Raw genomic sequence first — 19,288 nt, 5'->3', positions numbered from 1 at the left:
GGCACGCTCGTCTAATCTGACTAAGCTGCTCTAACCAAGCCTATAAAAGGCTGAACCCGGAGAGTTTATGCGCGCAGTCCTGGGCGCCTTGTGGATGATTGCCACGGTCAGCCTGGCGGCACCCGCACCCCTGCGTTTCTCCATTTCCGACAGCTGGACCATGCCCATGGTGCAACTCGACCAGGGCCAGCCGACCCAGGGTATTTTGTATGACGTGATGTTGAGCCTGGCAACTCAGGTCGGGCGCCCCGCAAAATTCCATGTATTGCCCCGTGCGCGCATCGACACCGCCATGGAGCGTGGGGACGTTGATGTGCGCTGCTACGTGACACCCGCGTGGCTGAACAACCTGTCGGGCGATTACACCTGGAGCATCCCGCTGATGGTGCAACGCAATGTGCTGGCGACTGCCCACGTGCCGCCGCTGTCAGTGCGGCTGGACAGCCTTGCACCGCAACATATCGGCACGGTGCTCGGCTATAGCTACCCGCCCCTGGAACCGAGCTTCGCCAGCGGCCAGTTCACCCGCGACGACAGCCGCAGTGAGGAGCAGGTGCTGCAAAAGCTCGTGGCCGGGCGCTTCAAGTATGCGGTGACCAATGAATGGATACTCGACCGTTTCAATCAGCAACTACCGCCCACACAGCGCCTGCACACCGTGGCCGTGATCGAGGAGCAAAGCCTGGGCTGCTATGTGCGCAACGATCCGCAGGTGCCCGGGCAACAGATTCTGCGCACCTTGTTGCGCATGAAAATGTCCGGCGAAATTGATGAAATCATCCAGCTGTACACCGGGGACAGCGCCCCCGCCCCTTAAGATCATCTGATTTACTCTGTGGGGAGGGAGCTCCCTCCCCACAGTGAACATCACTCGAGCTTTTGCCACTGCGGCGGCGGCGCAAATCCCTCGACCCAACCCGGCACCTCCCCCGCCGGCATCGGCCGGGCGATGAAATAGCCCTGGGCCACTTCGCAGCCCATGCGCATCAACAACTGCCCGTGCTCCAGGGTTTCCAGGCCCTCGGCGATGACTTCGCGGCCAAACGCCCGGGCCAGGCCGATCACCGCCTTGGTCAGCGCCAGGTCGTCCTTGTCGTGGAGGATGTCGCGCACAAACGACTTGTCGATCTTGATGGTCTGGGTCGGCAGGCGCTTGAGGTAGCTGAGGGAGGAATAGCCAGTGCCAAAATCATCCAGGGAAAACTGCACGCCCAACGCCTGGCAGGCTTCCAGGTGCTGGGTAACGCGCTGGATATTGTCGATGGCCACTGACTCGGCGATTTCCAGGTCCAGCCGCTGCGGCTCCACTTGCGGGTATTGCGCCAGCAAGTCTTGCAGGCGCTCGACAAAATCCTCGCGCTGGAAATGCCGCGCCGCGATGTTCACGCTCACCGACCACCAGCGCCCCTGCACCTGCCAGTGATGCATCTGCTCCAGCACTTGGGCGATCACCCATTCTCCGATGTCGACAATCAGGTCGGTCTGCTCGATCAGCGGCAGGAAATCCCCTGGCGTCACCAGCCCACGCTCCGGGTGCTGCCAGCGTAATAACGCCTCGAATCCCACCACCGTGCCGCTGCGCAAGTTGACCTTGGGCTGGTAATGCAGGCACAACTGCCCCGCCGCCAAGGCCTGGCGAATCTGCTCCACGGTCTGGTGGCTGGCCTTGGCCTCCTGCTCCAGGGACACGTCAAACAACTGGTAACGGTTACGCCCGCTCTGCTTGGCCACGTACATCGCCTGGTCGGCATGGCGCAGCAGGGTGTCGGCGTCCTCGTCATCCAGAGGGAACAGCGTGACGCCGATGCTGGCGAACACGTTCAGCTCCGCACCCTGGATCGAATACGGCTCGGAGATCGCCTTGAGGATGCGCAGCAAGGCCGCGTTCAGCTCGTCGATATCCCGCACGTAACGCAGGATCAGCACAAATTCGTCACCGGCCAGCCGGGCCACCACATCTTCGCCGCGAATGATCTCCCGCAGCCGCGTGGCCACCTCCACCAACAACAGGTCCCCACAGGCATGCCCATAGCCGTCGTTGACCGCCTTGAAGCCGTCCAGGTCGAGCATGCACAGCGCCAGCGGGATGTCTTCGTTGCGGGAGAATTCCAGGGACTGGTTCAGCAACTCGGACAGGTAGGCACGGTTCGGCAAGCCCGTCAGTACGTCGTGGCCGACCCGCCATTGCAGCGTGTGCAGCAATTGGCGCTTTTCGCTGACATCAAAGCGGATCGACACATACTTCTGCACCAGCCCGGTCTTCTCATCGAGCAGCGGCACCATGGTGCTGTCCACCCAATACAGGGTTCCATCCTTGGCCCGGTTGCAGATTTCCCCACGCCACACCCGGCCTTCGCTGATGGCTTGCCACATGCCCTGGAAGAACCCCGCGGGGTGCAGCCCAGAGCTGAGAATCCGATGGTTTTGCCCCAGCAACTCGTCACGCCCGTAGCCGGACATGGCGCAGAACTGGTCATTGACGTAAGTGATGCAGCCCGCCAGGTCAGTCTCGGAGAAAATGGCGGCTGCATCCACGGCCCTGCGGTATTTCTCGTCCATGAGTCAGGCTCACTGTGGCTAGCGGTTGAACCGCTCGACCAGGGCGCGCAACCCGGAAGAGATGCTTTCGAGTTCCCGGCCACGGGTGACTGCAGCGTTGGCAGTGCCCGCTGTCTTTTGCACCGTGGCGGCGACGTTATTGATCTGTTGTGAAACTTCCTCGGCGACGTGGGATTGTTCCTGTGAGGCAGCAGCCATTTGCTGACTCATGTCGGTAATTCGCTCCACCGCGTGGCGAATGCCTTGCAGCGCCTGTTGCGCCTCAAGCACTTGCTGCACACCCTGCTCGGCTTCGTGGATGCCCAGGCTCGCGATCTCGACCGCCTCATCGGCGCCGGCCCGCAGGTTCTGGATGATGCCCTGGATCTGCTGGGTCGATTCGCGCGTCTTGCCCGCCAGTGCGCGCACCTCGTCGGCCACCACGGCAAAGCCGCGGCCTTGCTCGCCGGCGCGGGCTGCTTCAATGGCTGCGTTGAGGGCCAGCAGGTTGGTCTGGTCGGCGATCGCCTGGATCATGCTCGCAGCCACCTGGATCTGCTGGGTCTGCCCGGCCAGGTTGCCCACCGCCTGGTTGATCTGGGTGACGGTGCCGGCCAGCAACTGGATTGCCTCGCGGGAAGTGCCGGCCACCTGGCTGCCCTGCTCGGCGAGGGTGTTGGCGGTGTGGGCTTCGCTGGCGGTTTGTTGCACGTGCACCGCCACTTCGGCGATGGAGGCGGCCATCTCGGTCATGGCTGCGGCGGTCATGTCGGTCTCGGCACGTTGCTCCAGCAGTGCCGACTCGGTGGTGCTCGACAGCACACTGGAGTGGGCCGCGGCTTCGGCCATCTGGTTGGCCAGGTCGCTGAGGCGCGTCAGGGCGGTTTTAAGCCGCGCCTCTTCGCTGATCAGGATCATTTCCAACTGCGCGGTGGGGCCCAGGGCGTCGCTGTAGGTCATGGCGCTGATGGGGTCGGAAAAAGCATTGGGTGTGTTCTGCACAATCCGCTTGAGCTGTAGCCCCAGTCGCTGATGGCCCCAGATGCCTACCCCCAGAAACAATCCGACAGTCAGCGTCTGGGCCCACGCGCCGGGGATCCATTGGAAGGCGGCAAGGCTGGCCACGGCGGCCGCCAGTGGCAAAGCCAAGGCCTGGGCCACGGGCGCCAGGCGTCGCAGCGGCGAGACCGCCGCCCCACCCGCCTGCAACCGTGCATACAGCGCTTCGGCGCGGCGCACCTGTTCGCGGGTGGGCTTGACCCGCACCGATTCGTAACCCGTCAGCCGCCCGTCTTCGAGAATCGGCGTCACATAGGCACTGACCCAGTAATAGTTGCCGTTCTTGCAGCGGTTCTTCACCACGCCCATCCAGCTGTGCCCGGCCTTGAGGTAGCTCCACATCAGTTGGAACACGGCGGGCGGCATGTCCGGGTGGCGCACCAGGTTGTGGGTGCTGCCGATCAGCTCCGCCTGGGTAAAGCCGCTCATGGCGGCAAACTCGGCGTTGCAGTAGGTAATGTGGCTGTTGACGTCAGTCGCGGAAATTAGCCGTTGCTGCTCCCCAAAAGTCTGTTCAACAGCAGTGACCGGCAAATTGAGACGCACGTTAAAGCTCCATGGACAGCATTCGATCGCTCGCTGGACCACCGGGTAGGCGGGACAGGCGTATTCGTATTTCCAGTCGGGCTGCGCCGTCGATCGGCTGATTGGCCGCAGAGGTACGCAAACCCACGATTTTGCACAGCAATTCACCATCCATTCAGTGATGATCAACTAGGCTTTAATTCGGGTATCCGGCACGTGAGGCGCAATGATGCGTGGCACTGACGAGCGACATTTCAGTCCCTGCCAAGCGTCCGTTTTGTGGGCACATTTATGAGAGTAAGGAGAAAGCAATGATTTCCTGTTTCATAAACCTGCCTTCTGAAACGAGACCACCAAATACTTGTCCTAGATGCCGATTCTACGAATTACATCACATTTTGCAAGAAAAGGTGATGGTACGTGCGGTTGTCTAATTTTAAGATTTATCGTTAAGTTCTTGATTCTAAATGGGAATTGAGCGATGCACATTTCAAGTTTGGGTCCAGCCATCAGACGTTACCGCAAGGTCGCAGGGCTTACTCAGGCTGAACTAGGTGAAAAAACCGGTTTTGACCCTAAAACCATCAGCCGCTTCGAAACCGGCACCTATACACCCAGCGTCGAGGCTCTGTTCTTGTTCGCAGAGGCGCTGGGAGTGAAGCTGAAAGTCTTTTTCGCAGATTTGGTCGACGAAGAGGAACAGCGCGCTTATCTGTTCGGTGTCATTCATAAAGCCACCCCGAAGGATCTGGGAAAGCTGATCGCAGCGGTAGACCAGGCCTTGTCCAAGCCTTAGAGCTCGTAACACAAGTGCACGCAATAAAAAGAGCAGGCAGCGCGACTGTCTGCTCTTTGCTGGATGACTCCTGACATGAACTGACAGGACAGCCCCTTAGACTAGGGACTGAGCCGCGCCATTGCTGCGCATTATCAGGGAGTCATCATGAATAGCATTGCCCATTACTTTTTGTTGTACGTCGACAGCCCGGCCACCAGCGCCAACCTCTATAGCCGGTTGCTGGACAAGCCTCCCGTGGAACTGGGGCCAACTTTCGCCCTGTTCATTCTCGACAACGGGGTGAAACTCGGCCTGTGGTCGCGCCACACCGTAGAGCCCGCGGCCCAGGCTACGGTTGGCGGTGGCGAGGTGGGATTCTGCGTCGCCGACGTGGCAACGGTCGATGAGCTGCACGCGCGCTGGGTTGACCTGGGGATGAGCATCATCCAGTCACCGGTCGAGGCGGATTTCGGCTACACCTTTGTCGCCCAGGACCCCGACGGCCACCGCCTGCGGGTCTTCACCGTGAACCCTTAACGGCTTGCGGCGCCAGCGCCCTTCCAGGCTGATGGCGCCGACACTGGCCAGCACGATCAGGCCACCCAACACCACCCGCAGCGAAACCTGCTCGCCCAGCAACGTGGCGGCCATCACCATCGCCACGGGTGGCACCAGGTACAACGCCACCGAAGCGCGGCTGACCTCCACATGCCGCAACACATAGGCCCAGGCCAGGTACGCCAGGGCGCTGGGAAAGGCGCCGAGCAACAACACCGCCAGGTTGGCTTGCGTTGATGCCTGCCACACCACTGCCGGCAAACCCGGCAAATAGACACACAAGAGCAACGTGCCCGACCACACGGTGTAGCACACGGTAGTCAGCGGGCTGTAGCGCCGCGAATAGTGTTTCTGGATCGTGAAGTACAGGCTCCACGACAGCGCCGCCACCAGGATCATCAAGCCACGCGGATCAATCTCGCCCAGGCCATGCTCGCCCCAGATCACCACCAGCACCCCGCTCAACCCCAACAGCACGCAACCCCAGCGCCAGCTGGTGACGCGCTCCTTCAAGGCGAAAAACGCCACCAACACTGTAAACAGCGGAACCGACTGCGCCAGCACACTGGAGGCGGCCGCCGTAACAAATTGCTGGCCGAAGTTGATGGTCAGGTGATGCAGGAAAATCCCGAAGAACCCCAGCACCAGCAGCCATGGCAAGTCCCGCAGACGCGGCCGCTCGATCCTCATGACCAATGCCACGCCGGCCATCAACACCGACGCAATCAGAAACCGCCCCAGGGCCAACTGCCCCGGACTGTAGCTGTGCAAGGCCATATGAATACCGATTGGCGAATACGCCCAACAGAGGATGACGCTGGCAGTGACTAGCGTAAGCTTTACAGGTGACGGGGTATTCATGAACGGCGTCCAGCAGTGGGAATGCCGTCAGTCTTGGCCCCGCCAAGGTGCAGGACAATTAACCGTTTCTGACTTCTGTAATCACTGGAACTGAGCGATGGAACTGGCCCAACTGAAAATGGTGAAAGCCGTGGCGCAAACCGGCAGCGTGGCCCAGGCCGCCCTGCAATTGCACTGCGTGCCGTCCAACATCACCACGCGCATCAAGCAGCTGGAAAGCGAGTTGGGCACCCCGCTGTTCATTCGCGCCGGGCGCGGGTTGGCGATCAGTGCGGCCGGTGAGGTGTTTCTCGACTACTGCGAGCGCATCCTGGCGCTGGTGGAAGAGTCCAAGCGCGCCGTCGACAGCAATGCGATTCCCCGCGGCAAACTGCGCATCGGCGCGGTGGAATCCAGCGCCAGCGGCCGGCTGCCGCCATTGTTGGCCGAATACCATCGACGCTATCCACAAGTGGAGCTGGAACTGGTGACCGGCGCCTGGGCCCAGCTACTCGATGACCTGCAGCACCACCGCATCGATGCCGCGCTGGTGGCCGCCGGCGGCAAACGCGCGAAGCTTGAACAAAGTGTGGTCTACAGCGAGCGCCTGGTGCTGATCACCAGCGCTTCCAGCGCGCCCATCGAAGATGCCCGGGACCTGGCCGGCCGCACCCTGCTGGTCTGGCCGCCCGGCTGCCCGTACCGCGCCGCCCTGGAAAACTGGCTCAAGCCCCACGACATCAAACCGGCCATCGCCAGCTACGCCAGCTGGGGCACGATCATTGGCTGCGTCAGCGCGGGGATTGGCGTGGCGCTGGCGCCGGAAGGCATCCTGGCGCGCTACGAACAGGCCAACCAGCTGACGTCCTACCGCTTCGACGAGTTGGCGGCAGTGGATAACCTGCTGTTCTGGCACAAAGACACCCAACGCCACCTGGCGCGGGACGCATTTGCGGGGCTGCTGCGAGAGACATTCGGCTAACCCGTTGCAACATGTTTCAGTTATCCTGCCGCGAAATTAATTCAAATTGTAAGGGACTACCATGAATTACTTCCGCCTGTTGTTGGCGGCGGCCGCTCTGAGCCTGCCTGTCGCACCCGCTTTTGCCGCCGCCAAGCCGGCGCCTGTTGAAGCCACTGCACCCGCCGAAGCCCCCGAAACCGCAGAACATTTTCTCGGCTCCCTCAAGCAGAAGACCGGTACGGTCACCCTGCCCGGCGGCATCGCCACCCTCAAGCTCAACGACGAGTTCTACTACCTCGACCCCGCAGACACCGAGCGCCTGCTGACCGATGGCTGGGGCAACCCGCCAGGCTTCAAGACGCTGGGCATGATCGTGCCGAAAGCCGGCAGCCCATTGTCGGAACGCGGCTGGGGCGTGATCGTCAGCTACAAGGCCGACGGGCACATCTCCGACGAGGACGCGGCGAAAATCGACTACGCCGAACTGCTCAAGCAAATGCAGGAAGAAGACGTCGAAGACAACAAGCAACGCCAGAAGCAAGGCTACGCCGGCCTGCACCTGCTGGGCTGGGCTGAGCCGCCGCACTACGACGACACCACCCACAAGATGTACTGGGCCCGTGAACTGAAAGCCGACGACGCCAAGCAGACCACCCTCAACTACAGCATCCGCGTGCTGGGCCGTGAAGGCGTGCTGGAACTCAACGCCGTCGCCGGGATGTCCGACCTGGCCACCATCAAGCAGGAGTTGCCCAAGGTCCTGGCCTTTACCAACTTCACGGATGGCAACCTGTACACCGACTTCAACCCGAAGACTGACAAACTCGCGACCTACGGCCTCGCCGCATTGGTCGCCGGCGGGATCGCCGCCAAGGCCGGATTGTTCGCCAAGATCGGCATCTTCCTGCTGGCAGCGAAGAAGTTCCTGGTGATTGGCGTCGTGGCGCTGTTCGCCGTCATCCGCAAGCTGTTCAATCGCAACAAGGCCTGAGTTGCAGGCATAAAAAAGCCGCGGCGTGCCTGGCACACCGCGGCTCACAGAACAGCTTCAGCTTTTCGCAGGAGCCAGCCTGGCGTATTGGTCCTGGCTGATCCAGCCCTTGGAAGAGCGGCCCTCGCCGTTGATGTACTCCACCTGGGCCCAGCCATCCTTGAACGCCAGCACCGCGACCACATCATCCTTGACCACGTAGGCACGATGACTGGCCTTGGCGTCCGGGGTTTTCTGCAGGAAGGCCTTGTCGGACGAAACGGTCACCAGGCCAATCCACTTCTTGGCAGCCGTCTGGCTCAGGTCCAGGCCGGTGGCAATTTCAGGCATCAACACACTGACGCAACCGGGATGTTCGCGGCCCTTCTCCACGGTCAGCGTCACGCCGTCCGAGGAGGCAGCCACGGTTCCCGGATAAGTCGCATCCAGCCAGGTGGACACCGACGCCTTCGCACCGTCGACCTTGCCCTGCAGGAAGAACGTGCACGTGCGGGTCACGCCCTCGCCCATCTCCTCAGAATAAAAACCTTCCACCTGATGCTCAGGCGTCACGGCCAGCATCAGCCCTTCGTACTTGCCCGAGTGCAACGTGGCGGCAAACGCGGGCGCTCCCACCACACACACGAAAGAGGCAACCCACAAACGAGACAGGCAATGTTTGAACGGCATACTATTTTTTCCCTTCAAGTGCTTCGTAGGCTTTTTTGATGCGCTGGTCATAGTCGCCATAATCCTTGCCGTTATAGTTCAGCGCCATGGCGGCGTAATCCTTGTTCTTCATGGCCTTGACCAGGGCCGGGCTCTGGCTGCAAAAACCGAGGAAGGCCTTTAGTTGCTGCCCGGCATTAATCTTCATGGCCACCACAAATTCAAACACCGTTTTATAACCGCATGCCGTGAAGTTGGAGCCCATTATCTGAAACATGCCCCAGGAGGCCGATTTCAAGGCTGCTTCCTGATCCAGTGCAAAGGCGGTGGCCATGGTTTCCCAGGCCTTGGTCTGGTCCTTGTTGTTGGCCTTCCACTGGGGGCCGGCTTTTTTCACGTAGGGGTACGACAACAGCGGGTGGGTCTGATCGTATTTATGATGGGTGTACTTGCGAAAGTGGTGCCCTTCAAAAGCGATTACCGGCAACTTGGCGGGCCCGAACCCTGAGCGCCCGCCCGACTCCACCGTGGCGAAGGCCTTGATGATATTGACGGAAATACCGTTACCCAACTGCGTGGCGGCGTTCTGAAAGTCCGTATCCGTCAGCGTCGTACCGCCGTCGCACGTGGCCTGGAGCATCATCTGCCGGTTGCGCCGCTCGGCCTCGATCATTGCCCGCATGCGGTCCAGGTAATGGTTGACGGTCGCCTGGACCATGTCGGAACTGGTATTGCCGAACACATTCAGGAAGGTCGGAATGCGCAGGGTCGGGTGCGGCTTGACCGGCACCTTCACCGCCTCTTCGATCAGGCTATTGAACGTGCGCCCGGTGGGGTCGATCACGCCATCAGGATGAGCGTACTTGAGATAGCGGAACTGATACTGGCTGATGCACTGCACCAACTGACCGTCGCACTTGCCGTTTTCGGCGAGGGGAAAACCCAACTTGGGAATGATCAAGTTGAACAAGTACTGGACGCACTGAACGTCGGCGGGCAAGTTGCGGGCTTTGCCCGGCGCACCGACGGAAGCGCTGATGAGAGTAGGCAACCCTTGCAGGCTTTTCATTACCGACATCCTTGTTAGTTGGAGTAGATGAGCCATAAAGCGCCATCACTTTAATATCATCCATGTGCCGTCGACATATTTAGAAATATGTCGCTGGCGCAAACTAACAAGGCGAATTTGGGTTGTCCAGAAGGACTTTCACTCGTTGTGAAGCACCCGACTATTTGAAGCCATCACGGCTTTTGGTCCCGAGCTTTCCGGTGTAGGGATTCACGTTGCCCTTGGTGCTGTAGTTATTGTTGCGAGTAGCATCCGGGTTCGTCGCATGAGAGGAGCCTACGTGGGTACCATTGCTTTTGGTGTACGCTCGAATAGTGTGATCGGAGCGACTGGACGAGGAGTAACCGGAGTGGGATGACGAGTGCCCACCAAAGCTGCTGCCACGAGCGAAAACACTGCTGGATGAAAAGGCTACTGCCACAGCTAAAACGGACAAAACTATTATTTTTTTCATGCCATCTCCCTATAACACTGGTTACACAACGCGATTAGTGGCGCAACGATATCACACCTAATTTCCTTCAGACATGAGACTTTCCGCCAAATGATCAAGGGAGAAACTTGAAATTCAGGCACGAGAAAATCAAACGCTGATCTGAATCTGGCGCTTTGAGTCGGAATATGGAGAAAGAATTACTGCAGAAGGGGCGTTATGGAGGCAACCCCACCAGCCACACCCCGGCACACAATGTTCCCGCTGTGGCTGCTGCCTTCCGGCTCTGACCAGGTTCACGGGTAATCGTTGCGGGGGGACCGATGGGGTCACCATAACGACGCTCGCCTCTCGGCAAGCCGCGCCATTGTACCGATCTCATCGGAAGTTACAACCGTTGGTGCGGGATTAAAAATATCTGATGGTTCAAGTACTTGCCTGTAGGAGTGAGCTTGCCCGCGAAGACCGCAAACACGCCGCGTTCATTCAGCATAGGCACGTCATCGTTGACGACCATCGCGAGCAAGCTTGCTCCTACAAAAGCACGACCTCATCTGCCCTGCCGCCCTCTTGCTGGATCACCAGGTGAATGAAGTGCAGCTTGGCAATCACCGCCGGCGGCAGGACGAACGGATAGAAATCCGGCTGGCCCATGCTGCGGGACAGTTCGTTGAGCATGCCGGCCAGCTCGATCCAGGCATTGACGAATGACAGGAATGCCGCGCCACCGGGATGCTCAGGGTCGTAGAGGGTGCTCAGAGGGAATGGCTGGTAATCCAGGTCCATCTCCCGGGCGCTCATGCCGAAGCCCAGCGCGGTGTCGACGGCGTCCATCATGTGCAGGTAATGCGCCCAGGTTTCCGCCCAGTCTTCCCAAGGGTGCATGGTGGCGTAGGCGCTGACGCAGGTTTGCTGCCAGTCCGGGCGCGGGCCGTTCTGGTAGTGGTGCTCAAGGGCGTCGGCGTAGCTGGCGCGCTCGTCGCCGAACAGCGTGCGAAACGCTTCCTGCCAGTGGCTGTTGGCGATCAGGCGGTCCCAGTAGTAGTGGCCGACTTCATGGCGAAAATGCCCGAGCAAGGTGCGATAAGGCTCGCGCATCTGCACACGGATTTTTTCGCGGTGGGCGTCGTCTGCTTCCTTGATATCAAGGGTGACGAGGCCGTTGGCGTGGCCGGTGGTCGGTGCGTTGCCTTCCAGGTCGATGCCGACGAAATCAAAGGCCAGGCCGGTGTCTTCATCGACGGTCTTGGGGATGACCTGCAAACCCAGGCTGATCAGTTGCGCCACCAGGCGGCGCTTGGCGGTTTCGACCTTGCGCCAGCGTTCCGGGTTTTCGGGGATCGACAGGTCGGGGATGGTGCGATTCAGACTGCAGGCTATGCACAAGGTCTGGCCGTTGTTGGCGGGCAGCAACCAGTTGCAGGCGGCCGGCGTGTCGAGGTTGGCGCAGCGGCGAAAGGCAACGCCTTCGGGGTCGGCGTCCAGCAGCCACGTATCGGCGTACGGGCCGGGCTGCAGTGAGGACAGGCGACTCTGCTCCGGCTGATAGCCCAGCAGCGCCGAACAGGCCAGGCACTGGCTGTTGCGAAAGAACAGCGACTGCCCACAGCGGCACTGCCAGACCTTGCTGTTGCGCGAGGTCTCGGCCATGAACGGTGCGGCAATGCGCGAACTGAGTTGTTCGAAGAAGCGGTACATGGCGATCTCTCCCTGGGCTGCCCAAGACTAGATCATTTCCTGCCGATGATCGTTCCCACGAATTGTAGGAGCCAGCTTGCCGGCGATGGCGATCTTGAAAACGCCATCGCCGGCAAGCCGGCTCCTACAGGATGAGCGTCAGGCAACGGTTATGCCGTGCTGGGTGAGGAACGCGACGAATGCTTCTTCATCCAGCACCTTCAAGCCCAACTCACTGGCCTTGGCCAGCTTCGAACCCGCGCCCGGCCCGGCCACCACGCAATGGGTTTTCGCCGACACAGAACCCGCCACCTTGGCGCCCAGGCTTTCAAGTTTTTCCTTGGCGACGTCGCGGCTCATCAGTTCCAGGGAGCCGGTGAGCACCCAGGTGTGACCGGCCTCGGGCAGGCCTTCGACGACCTTCTTCTCGCTCTGCCAGTGCATGCCGAAGTCCTTGAGCTGCTGCTCGATGGCCAGCGCGCGATGGGCGTTTTCTTCAACGTCGAAGAAATCCCGTACGGCCTTGGCCTGCTTCTCCGGCAACGCCTGGCGCATGTCGAGCCAGTCGGCCTTGATCACGCCTTCGAGGGAGCCAAACTTGTCCGCCAGTTTCTGCGCAGCACCCGGACCAACAGACGGCACGTGCAGCTTGTCGAGCAAACCACCCAACGTGGTACTGGCCGCGAACTCGGCGCTCAGCTCACCCTGCTCCTGCAACTCCAGGCCGCACTCCTCCTTGGAGACCAAGGCGCCGATCACTTCCTGGTTATGGCTGTCTTCAAAGAAGCTGTGAATCTCGTGGGCCACTTCCAGGCCGACGTCCGGCAAGTACGTCAGCACTTCCGGCAAGGCCTGCTGCACGCGCTCCAGGGACGCCAGGGAGCGCGCCAGCACCTTGGCGGTCTCCTCGCCTACATCGGGAATGCCGAGGGCGTAGATAAACCGTGCGAGGGTTGGCGTCTTGCTGTTTTCGATGGCGGTGATCAGCTTCTTGCTGGAAACGTCGGCAAAGCCTTCCAGGTCGATGATCTGTTCGTACTTGAGCTTGTAGAGGTCAGCCGGCGAGCCGATCAGCTTCTCGTCCACCAGTTGCTCGATGGTCTTGTCGCCCAGGCCGTCAATGTCCATGGCCCGGCGCGAGACGAAATGGATGATCGCCTGCTTGAGCTGCGCACCGCAGGCCAGGCGCCCGACGCAACGATACACCGCGCCTTCGCTGACGGTTTCCTTGCCCTTGCTGCGCTTGACCAACTGCGTGCGCTCCACGTGGGAACCGCACACTGGGCAACTCTCGGGGATCTGCACCGCACGGGCGTTTTCCGGGCGACGCTCGGTGACCACCGACACCACCTGGGGGATCACATCACCCGCACGGCGGATGATCACGGTGTCGCCGATCATCAAGCCCAGGCGTGCCACTTCGTCCATGTTGTGCAGGGTGGCGTTGGACACGGTCACACCGGCAACCTTGACCGGCTTCAAGCGTGCCACAGGCGTTACAGCCCCGGTGCGGCCGACCTGGAATTCAACGTCCAGCAGTTCGGTCAGCTCTTCCATGGCCGGGAATTTATGGGCAATCGCCCAGCGTGGCTCGCGGGCACGGAAGCCCAGTTCCCGCTGATAGGCAATGCTATTGACTTTGAACACCACGCCGTCGATTTCATACGGCAAGGCATTGCGGCGCTCGCCGATATCACGGTAGTAGTCGAGGCAATCCTGAATCCCCTTGGCCAGCTTCAACTCATGGCTGATGGGCATGCCCCACTGCTTCAGCTGTTGCAGATTGCCGATGTGGGTGTCGCTGATATCCGTGGTCACGCCGTAGCAGCAGAATTCCAGCGGACGGCTGGCGGTAATCTTCGAATCCAGCTGGCGCAGGCTACCCGCCGCCGCATTGCGAGGGTTGGCGAAGGTCTTGCCGCCGACTTCCAGCTGCGTGGCGTTCAGCCGCTCGAAACCGGCCTTGGACATGAACACTTCGCCGCGCACTTCCAGGGTCGCCGGCCAGCCGCTGCCCTGCAGTTTCAGAGGAATATTGCGCACGGTGCGCACGTTGACGCTGATGTCTTCACCGGTGGTGCCGTCGCCGCGGGTGGCGCCACGCACCAGTTCGCCATCCTGATACAGCAGGCTGACCGCCAGGCCATCAAGCTTCGGCTCGCAGCTGTATTCCACCGCCGCGCCACCGCCAAACAGGTCGCCTACCGGCAGGTCCAGGCCCTCGGTCACCCGGCGATCGAATTCCAGCATGGTGCTTTCATCGAAGGCGTTGCCCAGGCTGAGCATCGGGATTTCGTGGCGTACCTGAGTGAATGCAGACAATGCCGCACTGCCGACCCGCTGCGTCGGTGAATCACGGGTGACCAGGTCCGGGTGCTCGGCTTCCAGGGCCTTGAGCTCGTGGAACAGCCGGTCGTACTCGGCGTCCGGGATGCTCGGTTCGTCGAGGACGTGGTAACGGTAGTTGTGCTGATCCAGTTCAGCGCGCAGTTCGAGGATGCGGGTGTGGGCGGCGGTCATGGGTGTTCTCTCATAAAGCAAAAGAGCAGCCGAAGCTGCTCAATATGTTAGTGCATGGATTCTACAGGCAACGCTTAAGCTTGGACCTCAGCGCTTCTGTGTCAGGGCGCGACGCTCGAACTCGACGATGCGCTGACGGTAATGCTCGATGGTCTGGGCGGTCAGGACGCTGCGTTGATCGTCCTTGAGCTCGCCGTTGAGTTCCTGGGACAGCTTGCGGGCAGCGGCCACCATCACGTCGAATGCTTGTTTCGGGTGACGCGGGCCTGGCAGACCGAGGAAGAAGCTCACGGCCGGGGTGCTGAAATGGTCGATGTCGTCCAGATCAAAGATGCCCGGCTTGACCGCGTTGGCCATGGAGAACAGCACTTCACCGTTGCCAGCCATGCTTTCGTGGCGGTGGAAAATATCCATCTCGCCGAAACGCAGGCCGCTTTCCAAAATATTCTGCAGCAAGGCCGGGCCCTTGAAGCCGGCGGCGTCACGGCAGATCACGCTGATCACCAGCACCTCTTCGGCGGCCGGTTGGTCCTTGACGGATTCTTTATGGGCGCTCCTGGTCGGTGCCTCATCCGGGAAGTCATCGTCACGGCTGCTGAAGCTCGGGCCTTCGTCCAGGTCCAGGTTCAGGTCGCCCTGGGCCGGTTCGCTGGCAGCCGCGCGCTTGCCGCGCTTTGGCTCGCGGGCTTCACGCACCGGTGCGCTCATCGACGGCAGGTCGTGCTCGTCCAGCTGCGGCTCTTTATGGTTATCCAGGACACGCGGTGGCCCCAGCAGCTCGGCGCTGCCGTCGTCATCCGGCAGATTGGACAGGTTGCGGTCCAGGCGGAATTTCAACTTGCCCTTGCCGCCGCGCATCCGGCGCCAGCCATCAAAAAGAATACCGGCAATGACAATAATGCCGATGACGATCAGCCACTCGCGCAGACCGATTTCCATGTAATCCCGTGCCTCTAATAAAAAATGCTGAAAAATAAGGGGTTTAGCACCGTGCAAACCGCTTTAAAACGTGGCGCCAACTCTATGTTCTGAATGACGTTTTGCCCACGCATACGAAAATTTGACATTAAACTAGCACGACCAAAGATAACTTTACACCGTCTGTCAAAATGCCTTGAACAAATATGTCCATTTGCCACTTTTCCCAGACCGGTAAATCACCTTACATCCTGCTGAAAATCCTCCTTCGAAGTGGGCTCAGGATTCCACCAACGCCATCGCCTCTTCGACATCCACCGCCACCAATCGCGAACAGCCAGGCTCGTGCATCGTCACACCCATCAACTGGTCAGCCATTTCCATGGCGATCTTGTTGTGGGTGATATAGATGAACTGCACCGTCTGGGACATCTCTTTAACCAGTCGGGCGTACCGTCCAACGTTAGCGTCATCCAGCGGGGCGTCAACTTCGTCGAGCATGCAGAACGGCGCCGGGTTCAACTTGAAGATCGCAAATACCAGGGCCAACGCCGTCAGTGCCTTCTCGCCACCGGACAACAAATGGATGGTGCTGTTCTTCTTGCCCGGAGGCCGCGCCATGATCGTTACCCCTGTATCGAGTAGATCTTCGCCCGTCAGTTCCAAGTAAGCGCTGCCACCACCGAAAACTTTCGGGAATAACGCCTGTAAACCACCATTAATCTGATCAAAGGTATCTTTGAAGCGATTGCGGGTTTCCTTGTCGATCTTGCGGATCACGTTTTCCAGGGTGTCCAGGGCTTCGACCAGATCGGCGTTCTGCGCGTCCAGATAACGCTTGCGCTCGGACTGCTGCTGGTACTCGTCGATGGCGGCGAGGTTGATCGCGCCGAGTCGTTGAATACGCGCGGCAATCCGCTCAAGTTCTTCTTCGGCTTCTTTCTCGTTGGCCTCGGCGGTCAAGGTATTGAGTACGCCATGCAGGTCGTAGCCGTCTTCCAGCAACTGGTCTTGCAGGGTTTTGCGGCGCACCGTGAGGGCTTGCCATTCCATGCGCTGCTGTTCGAGCTGACCACGGATCAGTTGCGACTGTTGCTCGGCCTGGGTCCGGCGTTTTTCCGCGTCGCGCAGTTCACGGTCGGCGTCTTCCAGGGCGATCTGTGCGGTCTTGAGTTCTTCGTCGACGGTCATGCGCTTGTCGAGCAACTCTTCGAGCTTCAGGCGCAGCTCTTCCAGCGGAGCTTCGCCCTCCTCCAGGTTGAGGCTCAGTTGCTCGCGCTTTTCGGTCAGGCGTTCGGACTGCATTTCCAGGCGTTCAAGGGCCTGGCGGGTGGAGTCGTGTTGCGCACGCAGGGAGCCGAGGCGCACGGCTAACTGGTGGGCGTGGTCCTTGTGCTGACGGGCTTCCTGGCGTACGCGGTCGAGGCGTTCACGCAGGCTGTCGCGCTGGGCCAGCAGCAACTCGCGCTGCTCGGTGTCCAGGGCCATGCTGTCGAGGGCTTCCTGCAGTTGCAGACGGGCTTCACCGACTTGTTCGTGTTCGAGGGCGCGTTGCTCGCCCATCTCGGCCACTTCTTCGTCGAGACGGGTACGGCGCAGGGTCAGTTGCTCGACCTTGGCCTTGCTCGCCGAGAGTTGGGCTTTCAATTCGCCTTGCTGGCGCGCTTCGTCCTGCAACAGGCGGCGCAGATGTTCGCGGCCGGTCTCTTGCTGGCGTTGGGTGGCGCGCAGGGTTTGCAGCTGGTTTTCCAGGGACTCGAGGGTGGCTTCGCGCTCTTCGCGCTCGGCGGTCAGGTTGACGATTTCCTGGCCACGGGCCAGAACGCCGCTTTCCGCTTCGCTGGCGCGACGCACCCGCAAAAAGTGCCGGCCAACCCAAAAGCCGTCGCGGCTGATCAGGCTTTGCCCGGCAGCCAATTGGCCGCGCTGGGCCAGGGCCTGCTCAAGACTGTCCACCGGTTTGACCTGGCCCAGCCAAGGCGACAGGTCAATCGCCGCCTCGACCTTGTCCAGCAAACTGCCCGGCACGCGAGTGCCGTCCGCCGCCGGGCTGAGCAAACGCAGGTCGCCCTGGGCAAAACCCGCCAGGTCAAAGCCGCCAAAATCATCCACCAGCACCGCTTGCAGATCGGCGCCGAGCACGGTTTCCACCGCCAGCTCCCAACCGGCTTCAACCTTCAAGCCTTCGGCCAGGCGCGGGCGTTCGGCCAGGTGTTGATCGCGCAGCCATTCGGCCGTGCCGGTGCCCGGGTCGAGCGCCGCTTGCTGCAAGGCCTCCAGGGACGCCAACCGGCCGTTGAGCCGCTGCAAATCACCTTGAGCGGTTTGCTGGGCTTGGGTCGCCTGTTGCAGTTGCTGACGCAATTGCTCCAGGCGCTCCACTTGTTGTTCTTCACTGGCTTCCAGCTCTTCCAGCGTCATTTCGCTTTCAGCCAGCTGCTCGCTCAACTGCATGATCGCTGCATCTTCCGGGTCGGCGGCGAGCAGCACGCGCTCTTCCACCAAACGCCGCTGGCGCTCGGCCAGGCGCTCCATGCTGGTTTCCAGTTGCTGGATGCGCGACTGCTGCACCTCAGCCTGGCGGCGCGGCTCGGCGGATTGCAGGTTGAAATTGTCCCACTGCTCCTGCCAGCCATGCATGGTGGTTTCGGATTCTTCCAGGGCCGCAGCGGCTTCTTCAGCGGCGGCGCTGGTGACTTCCTGCTCGGGGGTGAGCATGTCCAGCTCTTCCCCAAGGGTCAGCAGCAAGGTGCGGTCGTGGCCCAGGTGGGATTCGGTTTCCAGGCGCGCACGTTCGGCTTCTTTCAGGTCATCCTGCAATTGGCGCAAACGTTGTTGACCGTGCTGGATGCTCTGCTCGACCCGAGCGATATCACCGCCCACCGAATAGAAGCGCCCCTGCACCAGATTGAAGCGCTCGGACAGGTCATGGTGACCGTCCCGCAGGCGCTCGATGCTGGCGTCGGCATTGCGCTGTTCGGCCACCAGGGCTTCAAAGCTGATTTCCTGGGTGCCGATGATTGCTTCGCGCTGGCCCACCTGGTCATTCAATGCTTGCCAGCGCAGGGCCGACAGTTGCGCCTTGAGCTGACGCTCCTCGCCCTTGTATTCCTGATATTTCTCGGCGGCCTGGGCCTGGCGGTGCAGGCGCTCCAACTGGCGCTCCAGCTCTTCACGCAGGTCGGTCAGGCGGGCGAGGTTTTCATGGGTGCGACGGATGCGGTTTTCGGTCTCGCGGCGGCGTTCCTTGTACTTGGAGATGCCGGCCGCTTCTTCGATAAAGTTACGCAGGTCTTCCGGCTTGGCTTCGATCAGCTTGGAGATCATGCCCTGCTCGATGATCGAGTAGCTGCGCGGGCCCAGGCCGGTGCCGAGGAAAATGTCGGTGATGTCCCGGCGGCGGCACTTGGTGCCGTTGAGGAAGTAGCTGTTCTGGCTGTCGCGGGTCACCTTGCGACGGATGGAAATTTCCGCGTAGGCCGCGTACTCGCCCACCAGGGTGCCGTCGGAGTTATCAAATACCAGTTCGATGCTGGCCTGGCTCACCGGCTTGCGGCTGGTGGAGCCGTTGAAGATGACGTCGGTCATCGACTCGCCACGCAGGTTTTTCGCGGAGCTCTCGCCCATCACCCAGCGTACGGCGTCGATGATGTTCGACTTGCCGCAACCATTGGGCCCCACCACTGCCGCCATGTTACTGGGGAAGTTCACCGTGGTCGGGTCGACGAAGGATTTGAACCCCGCCAGTTTGATGCACTTGAGCCGCACGC

General features: G+C 60.8%; 13 protein-coding genes, 1 other RNA gene and 2 pseudogenes. 5 read left to right on the top strand and 11 right to left on the bottom strand.

Annotated elements, in window-relative coordinates; genetic code table 11:
• Positions 1-67 precede the first annotated feature (67 nt).
• A complete protein-coding gene (locus tag M2400_RS06855) occupies positions 68-817 on the top strand; it encodes an ABC transporter substrate-binding protein (protein WP_259196164.1) in 750 nt (249 codons plus the stop codon).
• Positions 818-867: 50 nt separating this feature from the next.
• Here the strand turns inward: M2400_RS06855 and M2400_RS06850 are convergent, their stop codons facing one another.
• The 3 genes and pseudogenes from M2400_RS06850 to M2400_RS33490 all read right to left on the bottom strand — a co-directional run.
• Complete coding sequence (locus M2400_RS06850; RefSeq protein WP_259196165.1) at positions 868-2,559, bottom strand: bifunctional diguanylate cyclase/phosphodiesterase; 1,692 nt, start codon at positions 2,557-2,559, stop codon at positions 868-870.
• An 18-nt stretch (positions 2,560-2,577) separates the two neighbouring features.
• Positions 2,578-3,069, bottom strand: a pseudogene (locus M2400_RS33495) (methyl-accepting chemotaxis protein); the annotation flags it as partial.
• A gap of 795 nt (positions 3,070-3,864) precedes the next feature.
• Positions 3,865-4,293: pseudogene (locus M2400_RS33490) on the bottom strand (PAS domain-containing protein); the annotation flags it as partial.
• 310 nt (positions 4,294-4,603) lie between these two features.
• Between M2400_RS33490 and M2400_RS06840 the strand changes: the two are divergent.
• A complete protein-coding gene (locus tag M2400_RS06840) occupies positions 4,604-4,918 on the top strand; it encodes a helix-turn-helix domain-containing protein (RefSeq protein ID WP_003219061.1) in 315 nt (104 codons plus the stop codon).
• A 147-nt stretch (positions 4,919-5,065) separates the two neighbouring features.
• A complete protein-coding gene (locus M2400_RS06835; protein WP_177120654.1) occupies positions 5,066-5,437 on the top strand; it encodes a VOC family protein in 372 nt (123 codons plus the stop codon).
• Here the strand turns inward: M2400_RS06835 and M2400_RS06830 are convergent.
• The gene (locus tag M2400_RS06830; RefSeq protein ID WP_259196167.1) at positions 5,351-6,319 is read right to left on the bottom strand and encodes a DMT family transporter; all 969 of its coding nucleotides are present in this window, start codon (positions 6,317-6,319) and stop codon (positions 5,351-5,353) included. The genes M2400_RS06835 and M2400_RS06830 overlap by 87 nt on opposite strands.
• A gap of 97 nt (positions 6,320-6,416) precedes the next feature.
• On the opposite strand from M2400_RS06830, the gene M2400_RS06825 reads away from it, so the two are divergent.
• On the top strand, positions 6,417-7,280 hold the full coding sequence (locus M2400_RS06825) for a LysR family transcriptional regulator (protein ID WP_177113351.1): 864 nt from the start codon (positions 6,417-6,419) through the stop codon (positions 7,278-7,280).
• A gap of 61 nt (positions 7,281-7,341) precedes the next feature.
• A complete protein-coding gene (locus tag M2400_RS06820) occupies positions 7,342-8,253 on the top strand; it encodes a DUF2167 domain-containing protein (protein ID WP_259196169.1) in 912 nt (303 codons plus the stop codon).
• Positions 8,254-8,310: 57 nt separating this feature from the next.
• Here the strand turns inward: M2400_RS06820 and M2400_RS06815 are convergent, their stop codons facing one another.
• The 7 genes from M2400_RS06815 to smc all read right to left on the bottom strand — a co-directional run bounded on the left by M2400_RS06815 (position 8,311) and on the right by smc (position 19,286).
• Positions 8,311-8,922 (bottom strand): hypothetical protein, encoded by a 612-nt coding sequence (locus tag M2400_RS06815; protein WP_259196170.1) that lies wholly within the window; start codon positions 8,920-8,922, stop codon positions 8,311-8,313.
• Between the two features lies 1 nt (position 8,923).
• A complete protein-coding gene (locus M2400_RS06810) occupies positions 8,924-9,970 on the bottom strand; it encodes an N-acetylmuramidase family protein (RefSeq protein WP_177045745.1) in 1,047 nt (348 codons plus the stop codon).
• Between the two features lie 662 nt (positions 9,971-10,632).
• Positions 10,633-10,729, bottom strand: an RNA gene (ffs, locus tag M2400_RS06805) — signal recognition particle sRNA small type.
• Between the two features lie 208 nt (positions 10,730-10,937).
• On the bottom strand, positions 10,938-12,101 hold the full coding sequence (locus M2400_RS06800; RefSeq protein WP_259196172.1) for a putative zinc-binding metallopeptidase: 1,164 nt from the start codon (positions 12,099-12,101) through the stop codon (positions 10,938-10,940).
• Positions 12,102-12,239: 138 nt separating this feature from the next.
• On the bottom strand, positions 12,240-14,600 hold the full coding sequence (gene ligA / locus M2400_RS06795; RefSeq protein ID WP_177113361.1) for an NAD-dependent DNA ligase LigA: 2,361 nt from the start codon (positions 14,598-14,600) through the stop codon (positions 12,240-12,242).
• A gap of 87 nt (positions 14,601-14,687) precedes the next feature.
• Positions 14,688-15,539 (bottom strand): cell division protein ZipA, encoded by an 852-nt coding sequence (zipA, locus tag M2400_RS06790; protein ID WP_177045754.1) that lies wholly within the window; start codon positions 15,537-15,539, stop codon positions 14,688-14,690.
• Between the two features lie 258 nt (positions 15,540-15,797).
• Positions 15,798-19,286 carry a chromosome segregation protein SMC gene (gene smc, locus M2400_RS06785; RefSeq protein ID WP_177113363.1) on the bottom strand — a complete coding sequence of 1,163 codons (3,489 nt, stop codon included), beginning with the start codon at positions 19,284-19,286 and terminating at the stop codon, positions 15,798-15,800.
• Positions 19,287-19,288 lie beyond the last annotated feature (2 nt).

It is taken from the genome of Pseudomonas sp. BIGb0558 (assembly GCF_024807515.1).
GTDB classification, from domain to species: domain Bacteria; phylum Pseudomonadota; class Gammaproteobacteria; order Pseudomonadales; family Pseudomonadaceae; genus Aquipseudomonas; species Aquipseudomonas yamanorum_A.
Note: the sequence above shows the minus strand (reverse complement) of the source record. Positions and strands in the feature narration are given on the sequence as shown.

Coding starts and splice junctions, on each gene's coding strand:
- M2400_RS06815 (WP_259196170.1), bottom strand. CDS start 8,922: ATGCCGTTCAAACATTGCCTGTCTCGTTTGTGGGTTGCCTCTTTCGTG.
- M2400_RS06855 (WP_259196164.1), top strand. CDS start 68: ATGCGCGCAGTCCTGGGCGCCTTGTGGATGATTGCCACGGTCAGCCTG.
- M2400_RS06820 (WP_259196169.1), top strand. CDS start 7,342: ATGAATTACTTCCGCCTGTTGTTGGCGGCGGCCGCTCTGAGCCTGCCT.
- M2400_RS06850 (WP_259196165.1), bottom strand. CDS start 2,559: ATGGACGAGAAATACCGCAGGGCCGTGGATGCAGCCGCCATTTTCTCC.
- M2400_RS06810 (WP_177045745.1), bottom strand. CDS start 9,970: ATGAAAAGCCTGCAAGGGTTGCCTACTCTCATCAGCGCTTCCGTCGGT.
- M2400_RS06840 (WP_003219061.1), top strand. CDS start 4,604: ATGCACATTTCAAGTTTGGGTCCAGCCATCAGACGTTACCGCAAGGTC.
- M2400_RS06800 (WP_259196172.1), bottom strand. CDS start 12,101: ATGTACCGCTTCTTCGAACAACTCAGTTCGCGCATTGCCGCACCGTTC.
- zipA (WP_177045754.1), bottom strand. CDS start 15,539: ATGGAAATCGGTCTGCGCGAGTGGCTGATCGTCATCGGCATTATTGTC.
- M2400_RS06830 (WP_259196167.1), bottom strand. CDS start 6,319: ATGAATACCCCGTCACCTGTAAAGCTTACGCTAGTCACTGCCAGCGTC.
- M2400_RS06825 (WP_177113351.1), top strand. CDS start 6,417: ATGGAACTGGCCCAACTGAAAATGGTGAAAGCCGTGGCGCAAACCGGC.
- M2400_RS06835 (WP_177120654.1), top strand. CDS start 5,066: ATGAATAGCATTGCCCATTACTTTTTGTTGTACGTCGACAGCCCGGCC.
- ligA (WP_177113361.1), bottom strand. CDS start 14,600: ATGACCGCCGCCCACACCCGCATCCTCGAACTGCGCGCTGAACTGGAT.